We start from the raw sequence: 14,341 nt of genomic DNA on the forward strand, positions 1-14,341 counted from the left end.
TTGTGCAATACGAATTAATCAATACTTGGATCAAACTAAATCTATTTTTGCTGTTAACGTACGAGTATTTAAAATTCAACTTGAATAGTCTGCCGATATTGATCTTAATCAATGTATTCATCTGACAGTCGACGCATAAGTGCAAACGAAACCTTCCATGGTATTCAATTCGGAGTACGCCTATGCAACATGTCGCAGGGGAAAATCCCAGGGCGCAGACTACGGCGCTAGCGATGAGTACGACCGCTTTTACTGTCTGTTTTGCGGTCTGGACCATCTTTGCAATCATCGGCATTGAAATTCGATCCGAGCTTGGCCTGAGCGAAACCCAGTTCGGCCTGCTCGTCGGCACACCTATCCTGACCGGATCGCTGATCCGTGTCATTTTGGGCATCTGGGCGGATCGCTATGGCGGTCGCGCCATCTTCACGCTCACAATGCTGGTCTCGGCGGTTGCCACCTACCTTCTGACCTACGCCACCACCTATCCGCAGATGCTGATTGCAGCGCTTGGCGTCGGCGTGGCGGGCGGGTCGTTCTCGGTTGGTGTCGCCTATGTCTCGCGCTGGTATCCGCCGGAAAAACAAGGTGTCGCGCTTGGCATTTTCGGCGCGGGCAATGTCGGCTCGGCGGTGACGAAGTTCTTCGCGCCGATGGTCATGGTTGCATTCGGCTGGCATATGGTTGCCGAAATCTGGGCGGCCGCGATGGTCGTCATGGCACTGATCTTCTACTTTACCACGAGCGACGATCCCGTTCTGGTCGAGCGTCGGCGCACGGGTGAAAAGCCAACCAGCACCCTGATGGAGCTGGAACCGCTGAAGAACATTCAGGTCTGGCGTTTCTCGCTTTATTATTTCTTCGTCTTTGGCGCCTTCGTTGCGCTGGCTCTGTGGCTGCCGCAATATCTGATCCATGTCTATGGCGTCGATATTCGCCTCGCAGGCATCATCGCGGCATTCTTCTCTGTCCCGGCAAGCCTTTTCCGCGCCTATGGCGGACATCTTTCGGATGTCTATGGCGCGCGCCGGGTCATGTACTGGACCTTCGCCGTCTCGCTGGTCGCGACATTCATACTGTCCTATCCGCCGACCGATTATGTGATCCAGAGCGATAATGGCCCGCTGGCCTTCCATGCGGAAATGAGCGTGGTCGGCTTCACCGTCACCGTCTTCATCCTGGGCTTCTTCATGGCCTTGGGCAAGGCAGCCGTCTTCAAGCATATTCCGGTCTATTATCCGGGCAATGTCGGCTCCGTCGGCGGTCTGGTGGGTATGATCGGCGGTCTTGGCGGCTTCATCCTGCCGATCCTGTTCGGCGTGCTTCTGGACCAGACCGGCCTCTGGACAAGCTGCTTTATGCTGCTCTTTGTCATCGTCGCGGTTTCCTTTGCGTGGATGCATGTCTCGATCCGCCAGATGGAACGTGCAGCCGAAGGCAAGACGACGGAAGAGCTTCCGGCCTTTGCCGAATTGCAGGGTCTGAAGAAGGCTGAGGTCAAGCCTGCAAAGGGCGATTCCGTCCTCACCGACTGGCGCCCGGACGATCCGACCTTCTGGGAAGAGAAGGGCCGCAAGATCGCCAAGCGCAATCTGTGGCTTTCGATCCCCGCGCTTCTCCTGTCCTTCGCCATCTGGCAGGTCTGGTCCGTGGTGGTGGCGAAGCTGCCGTTGGTCGGCTACCAGTTCACGACCGATCAGCTCTTCTGGCTGGCAGCGCTCCCCGGCATTTCGGGCGCGACCTTCCGCATCTTCTATTCCTTCATGGTGCCAATCTTCGGCGGTCGCCTGTGGACCACACTGACCACCTGGTCGCTGGTCATTCCGGCCATCGGTATCGGCTATGCCGTGCAGAACCCGAATACGCCTTATTTCATCTTCCTGCTGCTGGCGCTCTGCTGTGGCTTCGGTGGCGGCAACTTCGCCTCCTCCATGTCCAACATCTCGTTCTTCTTCCCGAAGCATGAGAAGGGCAATGCGGCAGCGCTCAATGCCGGCCTCGGCAATCTCGGCGTCAGCGTCGTGCAGTTCGTGGTTCCGCTGGTCATCACTGCCGGTATTTTCGGCAAGCTTGGCGGCGATCCGGCAATGGTTGCAACCGAAGCCGGCAGCACGCCGCTCTGGCTGCAAAATGCCGGGTTTATCTTCGTGCCGTTCATCGTCATCACGGCTTTCGCCAACTGGTTCGGCATGAACGATATAGCGTCGGCCAAGGCTTCGTTTGCCGATCAGGCCGTCATTTTCCGCCGCAAGCACAACTGGATTATGTGCTGGCTCTATACCGGTACTTTCGGCTCGTTCATCGGTTATTCGGCAGGCTTCCCGCTTTTGACCAACATCCTGTTCCCCGAGGTGAATGCACTTCAGTTCGCCTTCCTCGGACCTCTCGTCGGCGCACTGTCGCGGTCGGGTTCGGGCTGGCTTGCCGATAAATATGGCGGCGGTCGCGTTACCATCTGGGCATTCGTGCTGATGATGATCGGCGTGGCGGGCGTGCTATATTTCGTCGGCATCAAGGATCAGCCGAATGCTTTCTGGGGCTTCTTTGCTTCCTTCGTCCTGCTGTTCTTCGCAACCGGTATCGGCAATGCCTCTACTTTCCAGATGATCCCGGCGATCATGTCGAAGGAAATGGTGCGGCTGATGCCAAACGCCACCCCGGAAGAACGCCGTCACGAAGCGGACAAGGAATCTGCTGCCATCACCGGCTTCACCTCGGCCATTGCTGCCTTCGGCGCCTTCTTCATCCCGAAGGGCTACGGCACCTCGATCAGCATGACCGGCGGACCGGAAGCCGCACTCTGGGCTTTCCTGATCTTCTACGTGACATGCCTCATCATCACCTGGGGCGTCTACACCCGAAAAGGCGGTCTGCTCTACGACGTGGAGCACCGCAGCAAACAAGCCGCTGCCGCTGCCTGAAGAAATAAAGTGAGGATAAAATCATGAGTCTACTCCTCGATCGCCTGAATTTTCTTGCGCGCAAGAATGTCGGCACCTTCTCGGAAGGCCATGGCGTTACGACCAATGAAAACCGTGACTGGGAAGAGGCCTATCGCAAGCGCTGGCAGCACGACAAGATTGTCCGCTCCACCCATGGCGTGAACTGCACTGGCTCCTGCTCGTGGAAAGTCTACGTCAAGGGCGGCATCATCACCTGGGAAACCCAGCAGACCGATTATCCGCGTACGCGTGCCGATCTTCCGAACCATGAGCCGCGCGGCTGTTCGCGCGGGGCAAGCTATAGCTGGTATGTCTATTCTGCCAACCGCGTGAAATATCCGCTGATCCGTTCCCGCCTCCTGAAGCTGTGGCGCAAGGAACGTGCATTGAAAACGCCGGTCGCAGCCTGGGCAGCGATCCAGCAGGACCCAGCCAAGCGCGCCGATTATATGAAGGTGCGCGGTCTCGGCGGCTTCGTTCGCGCAACGTGGGAAGAGGTCAACGAGATCATCGCCGCGGCCAACGCCTACACCGCCAAGACCTATGGACCGGACCGCGTGATCGGCTTCTCGCCGATCCCGGCCATGTCGATGGTTTCCTATGCGGCGGGGTCGCGTTACCTGTCGCTGCTGGGCGGCGTCTGCATGTCGTTCTATGACTGGTATTGCGATCTGCCGCCAGCGTCGCCGCAGACCTGGGGTGAACAGACCGATGTGCCGGAATCGGCTGACTGGTACAATGCCGGTTTCCTGATGCTCTGGGGTTCCAACGTACCGCAGACCCGCACGCCGGATGCGCATTTCTATACGGAAGTGCGTTACAAGGGCACCAAGTCGGTTGTTGTCTGCCCTGACTATTCGGAAGCCGCGAAATTCTCCGACCTGTGGCTGCATCCCAAGCAGGGCACCGATGCCGCGCTAGCCATGGCGCTTGGCCATGTGATCCTGCGCGAATATCACCTTGACCGGCAGGTTCCCTATTTCGAGAATTACTGCCGTAAATATTCCGATTTCCCGATGCTGGTCATGCTCTCGAAGAAGGACGGACGTTACGTGCCGGATCGCTTCCTGCGTGCTTCCGACTTCAAGGGCGATCTCGGTGAAGGCAACAATCCAGACTGGAAGACGGTCGCCTTCGATACGAAATCGGGTGCCTATGTTGCGCCGCAGGGCTCCATCGGTTTCCGCTGGGGTGATGATGGCCAGTGGAACCTCGAAGAAAAGGACGGCAAGGGCAAGGATGTGGAGCTTGCCAAGAGCTTCATCGACAAGGACAGCCACGATGCCATTGCCGATGTGGCTTTCCCATATTTCGGCAACCGCGAGCACGATTATTTTGAAGGCACGGACCATGACAGCGTGCTGGTGCGCAAGGTTCCGGCCCGCAAGCTGAAGATCAAGGGCGGCGACGTCATGGTTGCGACGGTGTTCGACCTGTTCGCGGCCAATTACGGCCTCGATCGCGGGCTTGGCGACGAGAACTCTGCGAAGTCCTATGACGAGGGCCTGCCATACACCCCGGCCTGGGCAGAGAAGATCACGGGCGTCCCGCGCGACCAGATCATTGCTGTCGCCCGCGAATTCGCAACCAATGCCGAAAAGACCAATGGCCGTTCGATGGTCATCCTCGGTGCCGGTCTCAATCACTGGTATCACATGGACATGAACTATCGCGGCATCATCAACATGCTGGTGATGTGTGGCTGTGTGGGTCAGTCCGGCGGCGGCTGGAGCCATTATGTGGGTCAGGAAAAGCTGCGTCCGCAGACCGGCTGGACCGCGCTTGCCTTCGCGCTCGACTGGAACCGTCCGCCGCGCCACATGAACTCCACCTCATTCTTCTATGCGCATACCGACCAGTGGCGCTACGAGACCGTGAAGGTGCAGGACATTCTCTCGCCCACCGCGCCTGAGGGCGCGTGGGACGGCACGATGATCGACTACAACATCCGTGCCGAGCGCATGGGCTGGCTGCCTTCCGCGCCGCAGCTCCAGACCAACCCGCTGGAGCTTGCCAAGGAGGCCGCCGCGTCGGGCAAGGAGCCGAAAGACTTCATCGCGAATGCTTTGAAGAACGGCACCGTCACCATGTCCTGCGAGGACCCGGATCACGAGGCCAACTGGCCGCGCAACATGTTCGTCTGGCGCTCGAACCTGCTTGGTTCGTCGGGCAAGGGGCATGAGTATTTCCTGAAGCACCTGCTCGGCACGTCGAACGGCCTGCTTGGCAAGGATCTGGGTCAGGAAGGCGCACAGGAAAGCCGTGAGGCGGTGTGGCATGAGAATGCTCCGGAAGGAAAGCTCGACCTGCTGGTCACGCTCGATTTCCGCATGTCCACAACTTGCGTCTATTCCGATATCGTTCTGCCGACTGCTACCTGGTACGAGAAGAACGACCTCAATACTTCCGACATGCACCCCTTCATCCATCCGCTGTCAAGCGCAGCCGACCCGGCCTGGGAAGCACGCAGCGACTGGGAAATCTTCAAGGGTATCGCGAAGAAGTTCTCGGAAGTGGCGCCGGAAGTGCTGGGTGTCGAGAAGGACATCGTTCTGGTGCCGACCCTGCATGACACTGCGGGCGAACTGGCGCAGCCGAAAGATGTTCTCGACTGGAAGAAGGGTGAGGTCGAGCCGATCCCCGGCAAGACCATGCCATCGGTCGTGGTTGTGGAGCGCGATTATCCAAACCTCTACAAGCGTTATACGTCCGTTGGGCCGCTTCTCGACAAGCTTGGCAATGGCGGCAAGGGCATTTCGTGGAATACCGAACACGAGGTCGAACTGCTCGCCAATCTGAACGGCAAGGTTCATGAGCCGGGGGCAAGCGAGGGACGTCCGCGCATCTATACCGACGTCGACGCAACCGAGGTTATTCTGTCGCTTGCGCCGGAAACCAATGGTGAAGTGGCGGTCAAGGCATGGGAAGCACTGTCGAAGTTCACAGGCCGCGACCATTCGCATCTGGCGATCCCGAAGGAAGACGAGAAGATTCGCTATCGCGATATTGTTGCGCAGCCACGCAAGATCATCTCCTCACCGACCTGGTCGGGCATCGAGTCCGAAACCGTCTGCTACAATGCAGGCTATACCAACGTGCACGAGCTGATCCCGTGGCGCACGCTGACCGGTCGTCAGCAGCTCTATCAGGATCACCTGTGGATGCGTGCATTCGGCGAAGGCTTCTGCGTCTATCGCCCGCCGATCGATACCAAGACGGTCAACCCGGCAATCCGTGAAAAGGCGGACGGCAAGCCGCATCTGGTGCTGAACTTCATCACGCCGCACCAGAAATGGGGCATCCACTCCACCTATACGGACAATCTCCTGATGCTGACGCTCAATCGCGGCGGGCCGGTTGTCTGGATTTCGGAGCCGGATGCGGCAAAGGCCGGCATCGTCGATAATGACTGGGTGGAAGTCTACAACGCCAACGGCGCCATCGTGGCCCGTGCGGTCGTCTCCCAGCGCATGAAGGATGGAACCATCTTCATGTATCACGCGCAGGAGAAGATCGTGAATACGCCCGGCTCGCCGCTCACCGGCCAGCGCGGCGGCATTCACAACTCCGTCACCCGCATCATCACCAAGCCGACGCATATGATCGGCGGCTACGCCCACCAGTCCTATGGCTTCAACTATTACGGCACCGTCGGCGCCAACCGCGACGAATTCGTGGTCGTGCGCAAGCTCGACCATGTGGACTGGATGGAAGGGCCGCTTGAAGAAGGCAACCGCAACTCCGCCGTGAAGGAGGCAGCAGAATGAAAATCCGTGCGCAAATTGGAATGGTGCTCAATCTCGACAAGTGCATCGGCTGCCACACCTGCTCGGTGACGTGCAAGAACGTCTGGACCAACCGCGAGGGCGTGGAATATGCCTGGTTCAACAATGTCGAGACCAAGCCCGGCATCGGTTTTCCCAAGGAATGGGAAAACCAGAAGAAGTGGAACGGTGGCTGGGTCCGCAAGAAGAACGGCAAGATCGAGCCGAAGATGGGCGCAAAATGGCGCATCCTCGCCAAGATTTTCGCCAATCCCGACCTGCCGGAAATCGACGACTATTACGAGCCGTTCGATTTCGATTACGGCCATCTGCAGACGGCAGGCGAAAGCCGGACCATGCCGACCGCCCGCCCGCGCTCGCTGATTTCCGGCGAGCGGATGGAAAAGATCGAATGGGGGCCGAACTGGGAGGAAATTCTCGGCGGCGAGTTCGCCAAGCGCTCGAAGGACTACAATTTCGAAGGCGTGGAGAAGGAAATCTACGGCCAGTTCGAAAACACCTTCATGATGTATCTGCCGCGCCTGTGCGAGCACTGCCTCAACCCGACCTGCGTTGCGGCCTGCCCGTCCGGTGCGATCTACAAGCGCGAAGATGACGGCATCGTCCTGATCGATCAGGAAAAGTGCCGCGGCTGGCGCATGTGCGTCTCCGGTTGCCCCTACAAGAAGATTTATTACAACTGGAGTTCGGGCAAGTCCGAGAAGTGCATCTTCTGCTATCCGCGCATTGAAGCAGGCCAGCCGACCGTATGTTCGGAAACCTGCGTAGGCCGCATCCGTTATCTTGGCGTGATGCTCTATGATGCCGATCGTATTTCGGAGGCCGCTTCCACGGCCAATGAACAGGATCTCTATCAGGAACAGCTCAACATCTTCCTCGATCCGAACGATCCTGCCGTCATCGAGCAGGCGCGCAAGGATGGTGTGCCGGAAGCCTGGCTGGAATCCGCCAAGCATTCGCCGGTCTACAAGATGGCAATGGACTGGAAGATTGCCTTCCCGCTCCATCCTGAATACCGCACCCTGCCCATGGTCTGGTACGTACCGCCGCTCTCGCCGCTCCAGTCGGCTGCCGCTGCTGGCAAGCTTGGCATGGATGGCCCGCTGCCGGATGTCCGCTCCATGCGCATCCCGGTCCGCTACCTTGCCAATCTTCTGACGGCAGGCAAGGAAGAGCCGGTCATCTCGGCGCTGGAACGCATGCTCGCCATGCGTGCCTATATGCGCGCCAAGACCGTCGATGGCGTTATCGACGAGGCTATTGCCGACCGCGTCGGCATGAGCAGCGCGATGATCGAGGAAATGTACCACATCATGGCCATTGCCAATTACGAAGACCGCTTCGTCATCCCGACGACGCATCGCGAGGTCACGGAAGACGCTTATGACATGCGCGGCTCCTGTGGCTTCACCTTCGGCAATGGCTGCTCGGGTGGAACATCGACTGAAGACCTGTTCGGCTCCAAGCGCCAGAAGGTCGTCCAGACACCAACCGATATTTTCAGGGAGCAGGTATAATGAACAAGACCCTGAAAATCATATCGCTGCTGCTGTCCTATCCGGCCGCCGAGCTGCAACTCGGCGGAGAGGAGCTGAAAGAGGTGCTCGGCGGGGAAAAACTTTCGCCCGGCATCCGCAGGCTTCTCGACAGTCTTGTCGATTATGTCTGCGACTGCGACCTCTACGAGGCGCAGGAACGCTACGTGCATCTTTTTGACCGCACGCGGTCGCTATCTCTGCATCTTTTCGAGCATGTACACGGTGAAAGCCGCGACCGCGGCCAGGCCATGGTCGATCTCATGAAGATGTATGACGACAACGGCTTTGTTGTCGATGCCAAGGAACTGCCGGACTATCTGCCGCTGTTCCTCGAATTCCTGTCAACGCGCTCGCCGGAGGAAATCCACGATCTTCTCACCCAGACCGGCCATATCTCGGCGGCCATCGGTGAGCGTCTGCGCAAGCGCCAGTCGCCCTATGCCAACGCTTTTGCGGCGCTGCTTCATGTCGCCAATGCCAAGCCGGACAAAAACCTCGTCGGAGAACTGCTTCGGCAAGAGGAAGACGACCCGAACGATCTGGCCGCGCTCGACCGCATCTGGGAAGAAGAAGCGGTAACATTTGGCGGCAATGCGGGCGACAACTCCTGCGGCCCGGACCGGTTGCGCACGCAGATGCGTGCAGCACAGCGCAAGCCCGGCAACCCGTCCAACCCTTCACATATATAGGAGACGGAAGATGGCTTACCTCCATACGTTTCTTTTCGGCATCTATCCCTACATCGCACTGAGCGTGCTCGTGCTCGGCTCGATCTTCCGCTATGACCGCGAGCCCTATACGTGGCGTTCCGGCTCAAGCCAGCTTTTGCGGCGCAGGCAGCTCATGTGGGGTTCTGTTCTGTTCCATCTCGGCGTGCTGTTCATCTTCGCCGGTCATTTGGTTGGCCTGCTGACCCCGATCTGGGTCTTCGACATGCTTGGCGTCAGCCATGAGGCAAAGCAGATTCTCGCCGTCGTGGCGGGTGGTATCGCCGGTGTGATGGCAATCATTGGCGCCAGCATGCTCGTGCATCGCCGTGTGTTCGATCCGCGCGTTCGTGCGTCTTCGCGACCATCCGACACGCTGATTATCATTCTGTTGTGGTTGCAGCTTCTGCTGGGGCTCGGCACCATTCCGATCTCGCTGCAGCATCTGGACGGCGGCGAAATGGTGACATTCATGAACTGGGCGCAAGGTATCTTCACCTTCAATCCGGCTGCATCGAGCTACATCACCAATGCGTCGATCGTTTTCAAGATGCATATCTTCCTGGGGCTTACTATCTTCCTGCTGTTCCCGTTCACGCGCCTTGTGCATATGCTGAGCGCGCCGGTGCGCTACATCTGGCGTCCGGGCTATCAGGTCGTGCGTGAGCGCAACCATACGGCTCAGCCCTCGCATATGCGTATTTCTGCGGAGTAAGGCTCATGGTGACACTTTTTGATCGGAAACAGCCAGCTGAACAGTCGCCTGGGCATGAGCATGTCCATAATACGGGCTACACGACCTATCAGGAGCCGGATACGCGCGTGCCACCGAAGCCGCGCCCGGTCTTCGATGCGGTGTCCGTCAATGGCGTGGCGATCAACGAAACCGACATTCTGACGGAGGCGCAAAACCATCCGTCGGACAATCCCGGCGCGGCGCTGCTTGCCGCCGCGCGGGCGCTGGCCGTGCGTGAGCTTCTTTTGCAGCGCGCAAGGGAAGCGGGCATCGTACCCGAGCACGAGAAGGATGCAGAAGGGCGCAGCGAGACCGACGAGGATGCGCTGGTGCGCATGGTGATCGAACGGGAGGTTGAAGTGCCTTCCGCCACCCGCGAAGAAGCCTTGCGCTTTTACGAAAACAACCGCCATCGCTTTACCAGCGCGCCCATTCTGGAGGCGAGCCATATCCTGATTGCTGCCGACCCAGCCGACCAGCAGGAGCGCGAGAAAGCCCGTGCAACCGCATCCCATCTGGCGTCGTCGGTGATTGCCGCGCCTGCCACTTTCGCCTCGGTTGCGCATGAATATTCGTCTTGCCCTTCGGGTGCGCAAGGCGGCAATCTCGGTCAGCTCACACGCGGCAGCACGGTGCCTGAGTTCGAGCGGGCGCTGGAGCGCCTCACAGTTGGCGAAATAACGCCAGCCCCGATTGAAAGCCGCTTCGGCTTTCATATCGTGCGGCTTGACCGCCGTATCGAGGGCGAGGAATTGCCGTTCGATTATGTCGCCGACAGGATTGCCGGCTGGCTGGAGGCCTCCACCTGGTCGAAGGCCGTGTCGCAATATATCGCGATCCTCGCAGCCGATGCTGACATTACCGGCATCGATCTTCTGTCGAGCGAGGGAGCCGAGGCATGAGCCGCGAACCGATACTTGCCGCCATCCTGGCCGCAAAGGATGTGCCGGTGGACCAGCTTCTGGCTGGTGTAGCGCATCGGGCGAGGCAGGCAGGGCTGCGCGTGGCGGGCTTTCTTCAGCACCGCGAAAGCAACACGGATGAATGCTGCCGCGATATCGAGATCGAGCATATTGGCACCGGCGTGACGCAGATTATCTCGCAGTCGCTTGGTTCTGGGTCGAAGGGGTGTCGTCTCGATCCGGCGGCCCTTGCCGATGTGGCAGGCTCGCTTCTGGCGGAACTGGACGGCGGCGCCGATATGCTGATCCTCAACCGTTTCGGCAAGGGCGAGACGGAAGGGCACGGTTTCCGCTCCATCATCGAAACGGCCTATGCGCGCCAGATTCCGGTGCTGACCGTGGTGCGGGAAACCTATGTCGAAGGCTGGAACGACTTCGCCGGTGATTGCGGCGTTCTTCTGGCTCCCGACAGCAAGGCAACGCTTGGGTGGTTCGACCGGGTGACAGAACTCCGGAAATTACCGGAAGCCGTTTGATGGCGGATATACTATTTTTTACGCATTATCCTGCGCAAAACCGCTTCGCACTTTTGCTGGAAATGCTCTACAGGTCCAGCTGGTCGCGACGGTCTTCCGCAATCAGCTTGCGGATCTGATAGACGATCTGGTCTCCATGCGCCTTGCCAAGCAGGTCGGCGGTATCCACGTCCCGTTCTTCAATAGCGCGGATCATGTCTTCATGCTCGGTGACGTAGCGCTCAGGCAACCGGTCAGCAAAGGACTGGTAATAGAGACGCAACAGCCTGCGTCCTTCATCGAGAAGCCTCGAAAAGAAGGTGGTGTAGAAGGGGTTGCGACCCGCTTCCGCAATAGCCGCATGAAAGTCGCGGTTTGTGGCAATCATTTCCAGCGCGTTTTGTGAGCGGACTGCGCGGGCAAAAGCTTCCTGATGCGCGCGGATGTTTTCAAGGTCCTTGTCGGTCCGGTTGCGGGCGGCAAGCCGCGTCGTTACGCGGTACATCAGCGTGACCGCGTCAAAAAATGCGGGGAGGCTCAAAAAGTCGATATTGGACACAACGGTCGAGCGATTGGGAAGTGTAGTTACGAAGCCGTCGCTTGCCAGCCGCACCAAAGCTTCGCGTATAGGTGTCCGCGACATGGAAAAGCGTTCGGCCAGCTGGTTTTCATCAATGGGGCTACCGGGCGCAAGCGAAAGATCGATAATCTCGTCGCGCAGCACGTCGTAAACCAGTTTGACACCTGAACCCTTCTTCCGGTCGGCTGTCTGGTTTGCGTCGTCTTTGTCCATGATCTTGTCTGTCCTCAGTCGTGATGTTTTGGCGACCCGGAAATAGGTACGGCGCGGTCAAACGCGCTCCAAACACCAGTTTCAGCATAGAGCGCTTCTTGTTCTGCGAAGCGTGAGAAATGCTCTATCCATTTGTTTTTACGCATTATCCAACGCAAAATTGCTTCGCACTTTTGCTGGAAATGCGCATCCAGTCAAGCAATCCTACCTCAAACAAAAATTTTGGTCGACAAGAAAAATACAAAGTGTATATTTGATTTCAATACAAGGTTCGGCAGACCAATTGTAGATCCAGCCCGCGTGAAGAACGCTCAAGGAAAAACGTCCAAGGAACGACGCTATGACCTCTAACATTTTCTCCGGTTGCATTCCGGCCCTCATGACCCCCTGCAAGCCCGATCGCACGCCGGATTTCGATGCGCTGGTCCGCAAAGGCAAGGAACTGATCGCGAAGGGCATGTCTGCGGTTGTCTATTGCGGTTCGATGGGTGACTGGCCGCTTCTCTCGGACGAGGAACGCATGGCTGGCGTTGAAGCGCTTGCCAAGGCAGGCGTGCCCGTCGTCGTCGGCACCGGCGCTGTCAACACGAAGATCGCCGCCGCCCACGCAGCCCATGCGCAGAAAGTTGGCGCGAAGGGCCTGATGGTCATTCCGCGCGTTCTCTCGCGTGGTTCGTCGATCTCGGCGCAGAAGGCCCATTTCAAGGCGATCCTTGCGGCAGCTCCCGATCTGCCAGCCGTTATCTATAACAGCCCGTATTACGGCTTTGCGACCCGCGCCGACCTGTTCTTCGCACTGCGTGCGGAACATCCGAACCTCATCGGCTTCAAGGAATTCGGCGGTGCCGAAGCCATGCGTTACGCAGCCGAAAACATCACGAGCGCCGATGACAATGTAACCCTGATGGTCGGCGTCGATACCGGCGTTTTCCACGGCTTCGTCAATTGCGGTGCAACCGGTGCGATCACCGGCATCGGCAATGTGCTGCCGAAGGAAGTCCAGCATCTCGTGGCACTGTCGAAGGCGGCCGCCACGGGCGATGTCGCGGCACGCAAGCTGGCGCTGGAACTGGAAGCCGCACTGGACGTACTGTCATCCTTCGATGAAGGCCCGGACCTCGTTCTCTTCTACAAGCATATGATGGTTCTGACCGGCAATCCGGAATATGAACTGCATTTCAACGAGACGGACAAGCTGTCCGATAGCCAGCGCGGCTATTGCGAAACCCAGTTGAAGCTGTTCCAGACCTGGTATGCTGACTGGAACAAGCAGGGCGGTGCAGCGGCGAAATACGCCGCCTGAAGTCAGGTCAGATAAAACAAAAAGGCGCCGGAATTCGGCGCCTTTTTGTTTGGGATCACGACACTGCGTCGAGACCCTTTTCCTTCAGCTTTTCCAGAAGCGCGATCTCGTCGGCGCTGAGCGTGATGCCCTTGGCCAATGAATCGCGGCGAGCGGCAAAGCGGCGCTGCGACGGCAGGCGCGCGCCCTGTCCGGCAATCGCTTCGATCAGGATTTCGCCACGCTCCTGCGGGTTGCCGCGGCCACCTGCCATGCGGGCAGGGTCGAAGGCAATGATGAGTTCGCCATGGCGCGGCGCAAGCGTCGTCGTGCCAAGGAAGTCCAGTGCCTCGGGGCTGGTGAAATCACCGATCATCACACCGGCCAAAAGTTCGATCATCGTGGAAATGGCCGATCCCTTGTGCCCGCCAAACGGCAGCATTGCGCCTGCAAGGGCGGCTTCAGGATCGGTCGTCGGATTGCCGTCCGCATCGACGGCCCAGCCTTCAGGCAGCTGCTTTCCGGCGCGACGGTAAAGTTCAAGTTCGCCACGCGCGGCAACGCTGGTGGCAAAGTCGAACACATAAGGGTAATCGCCGGAGCGAGGCCAGCCGAAGGCGAATGGGTTGGTGCCGAGAAGCGGCTTCGTTCCGCCTGCTGGCGCCACGGTGGCATAGCTCGGGCACATGGCCATTGCCGCAAGGCCCTGTTCGGCAAGCGCTTCGACTTCAGGCCACAAGGCTGCGAAATGGGTGCAATCGTTGATCGCCAGCGCTGCGATACCGAGCTTGCGCGCCTTCTCGACGAGAGCAGGCGTGCCGCGCTCGAATGCCAGATTGGCAAAGCCACCCTTGGCATCGACGCGGACGACGGCGCTGTCGTCGGTCGTGACGACAGGGTCGGCATCGGCGACAACCTTGCCGCTCTTCAGCGTGCGCAGGCAGCCTTCGATACGGTAGACACCATGCGATTTGCAGCCGTCGCGTTCACCCGCCACAATCGTCTTGGCAATGGCTGCGGCATGATCGGCGCTGAAACCCGCCCTGTGCAGGATTTCTCGCACAAGCTTGGCGAGTTCTTCTGTCGAAATCGAAATGGTATCGCTCATTCTGTCATTCCTATCCAATTCTTTGGACGCAGT

10 protein-coding genes are annotated in these 14,341 nt (G+C 58.7%); 8 read left to right on the plus strand and 2 right to left on the minus strand.

What is annotated here, in order from left to right:
- Positions 1-182: 182 nt before the first annotated feature.
- From F9K94_RS08570 to F9K94_RS08600, 7 genes are read left to right on the plus strand one after another with little or no spacing between them, the layout of a single operon-like run.
- The gene (locus tag F9K94_RS08570) at positions 183-2,921 is read left to right on the plus strand and encodes a nitrate/nitrite transporter (protein WP_151644931.1); all 2,739 of its coding nucleotides are present in this window, start codon (positions 183-185) and stop codon (positions 2,919-2,921) included.
- A gap of 23 nt (positions 2,922-2,944) precedes the next feature.
- Complete coding sequence (locus F9K94_RS08575; protein ID WP_151644933.1) at positions 2,945-6,709, plus strand: nitrate reductase subunit alpha; 3,765 nt, start codon at positions 2,945-2,947, stop codon at positions 6,707-6,709.
- Positions 6,706-8,244, plus strand: a complete 1,539-nt coding sequence (gene narH / locus F9K94_RS08580) for a nitrate reductase subunit beta (protein ID WP_151644935.1) — start codon at positions 6,706-6,708, stop codon at positions 8,242-8,244. The genes F9K94_RS08575 and narH overlap by 4 nt, the downstream gene beginning before the upstream one ends.
- Positions 8,244-8,954 (plus strand): nitrate reductase molybdenum cofactor assembly chaperone, encoded by a 711-nt coding sequence (gene narJ, locus F9K94_RS08585; RefSeq protein WP_151644937.1) that lies wholly within the window; start codon positions 8,244-8,246, stop codon positions 8,952-8,954. Before narH ends, narJ begins: the two co-directional genes overlap by 1 nt.
- Before the next feature lie 10 nt (positions 8,955-8,964).
- Entirely contained in the window at positions 8,965-9,687 is a 723-nt protein-coding gene (gene narI / locus F9K94_RS08590; RefSeq protein WP_151644939.1) for a respiratory nitrate reductase subunit gamma, read from the plus strand.
- A gap of 5 nt (positions 9,688-9,692) precedes the next feature.
- Positions 9,693-10,610 (plus strand): peptidylprolyl isomerase, encoded by a 918-nt coding sequence (locus tag F9K94_RS08595; protein WP_151644941.1) that lies wholly within the window; start codon positions 9,693-9,695, stop codon positions 10,608-10,610.
- Positions 10,607-11,146: a DUF2478 domain-containing protein gene (locus F9K94_RS08600; protein ID WP_151644943.1), complete on the plus strand. Its 540-nt coding sequence runs from the start codon at positions 10,607-10,609 to the stop codon at positions 11,144-11,146. The genes F9K94_RS08595 and F9K94_RS08600 overlap by 4 nt, the downstream gene beginning before the upstream one ends.
- 67 nt (positions 11,147-11,213) lie before the next feature.
- Here F9K94_RS08600 and F9K94_RS08605 read toward each other — a convergent pair whose 3' ends face one another.
- Entirely contained in the window at positions 11,214-11,918 is a 705-nt protein-coding gene (locus F9K94_RS08605) for a GntR family transcriptional regulator (protein ID WP_006468363.1), read from the minus strand.
- Positions 11,919-12,258: 340 nt separating this feature from the next.
- On the opposite strand from F9K94_RS08605, the gene F9K94_RS08610 reads away from it, so the two are divergent.
- Positions 12,259-13,221 carry a dihydrodipicolinate synthase family protein gene (locus tag F9K94_RS08610; RefSeq protein ID WP_109986713.1) on the plus strand — a complete coding sequence of 321 codons (963 nt, stop codon included), beginning with the start codon at positions 12,259-12,261 and terminating at the stop codon, positions 13,219-13,221.
- A 55-nt stretch (positions 13,222-13,276) separates the two neighbouring features.
- Here F9K94_RS08610 and F9K94_RS08615 read toward each other — a convergent pair whose 3' ends face one another.
- A complete protein-coding gene (locus F9K94_RS08615) occupies positions 13,277-14,308 on the minus strand; it encodes an Ldh family oxidoreductase (RefSeq protein ID WP_151644945.1) in 1,032 nt (343 codons plus the stop codon).
- Positions 14,309-14,341: the final 33 nt, after the last annotated feature.

Origin of the sequence: Brucella tritici (assembly GCF_008932285.1) — a bacterium.
GTDB classification, from domain to species: domain Bacteria; phylum Pseudomonadota; class Alphaproteobacteria; order Rhizobiales; family Rhizobiaceae; genus Brucella; species Brucella tritici.

What these genes read in the sequence shown, in the direction of transcription:
- narJ (WP_151644937.1), top strand. Translation starts at nt 8,244, where the DNA reads ATGAACAAGACCCTGAAAATCATATCGCTGCTGCTGTCCTATCCGGCC.
- F9K94_RS08615 (WP_151644945.1), bottom strand. Translation starts at nt 14,308, where the DNA reads ATGAGCGATACCATTTCGATTTCGACAGAAGAACTCGCCAAGCTTGTG.
- F9K94_RS08575 (WP_151644933.1), top strand. Translation starts at nt 2,945, where the DNA reads ATGAGTCTACTCCTCGATCGCCTGAATTTTCTTGCGCGCAAGAATGTC.
- F9K94_RS08570 (WP_151644931.1), top strand. Translation starts at nt 183, where the DNA reads ATGCAACATGTCGCAGGGGAAAATCCCAGGGCGCAGACTACGGCGCTA.
- F9K94_RS08595 (WP_151644941.1), top strand. Translation starts at nt 9,693, where the DNA reads ATGGTGACACTTTTTGATCGGAAACAGCCAGCTGAACAGTCGCCTGGG.
- narI (WP_151644939.1), top strand. Translation starts at nt 8,965, where the DNA reads ATGGCTTACCTCCATACGTTTCTTTTCGGCATCTATCCCTACATCGCA.
- narH (WP_151644935.1), top strand. Translation starts at nt 6,706, where the DNA reads ATGAAAATCCGTGCGCAAATTGGAATGGTGCTCAATCTCGACAAGTGC.
- F9K94_RS08605 (WP_006468363.1), bottom strand. Translation starts at nt 11,918, where the DNA reads ATGGACAAAGACGACGCAAACCAGACAGCCGACCGGAAGAAGGGTTCA.
- F9K94_RS08600 (WP_151644943.1), top strand. Translation starts at nt 10,607, where the DNA reads ATGAGCCGCGAACCGATACTTGCCGCCATCCTGGCCGCAAAGGATGTG.
- F9K94_RS08610 (WP_109986713.1), top strand. Translation starts at nt 12,259, where the DNA reads ATGACCTCTAACATTTTCTCCGGTTGCATTCCGGCCCTCATGACCCCC.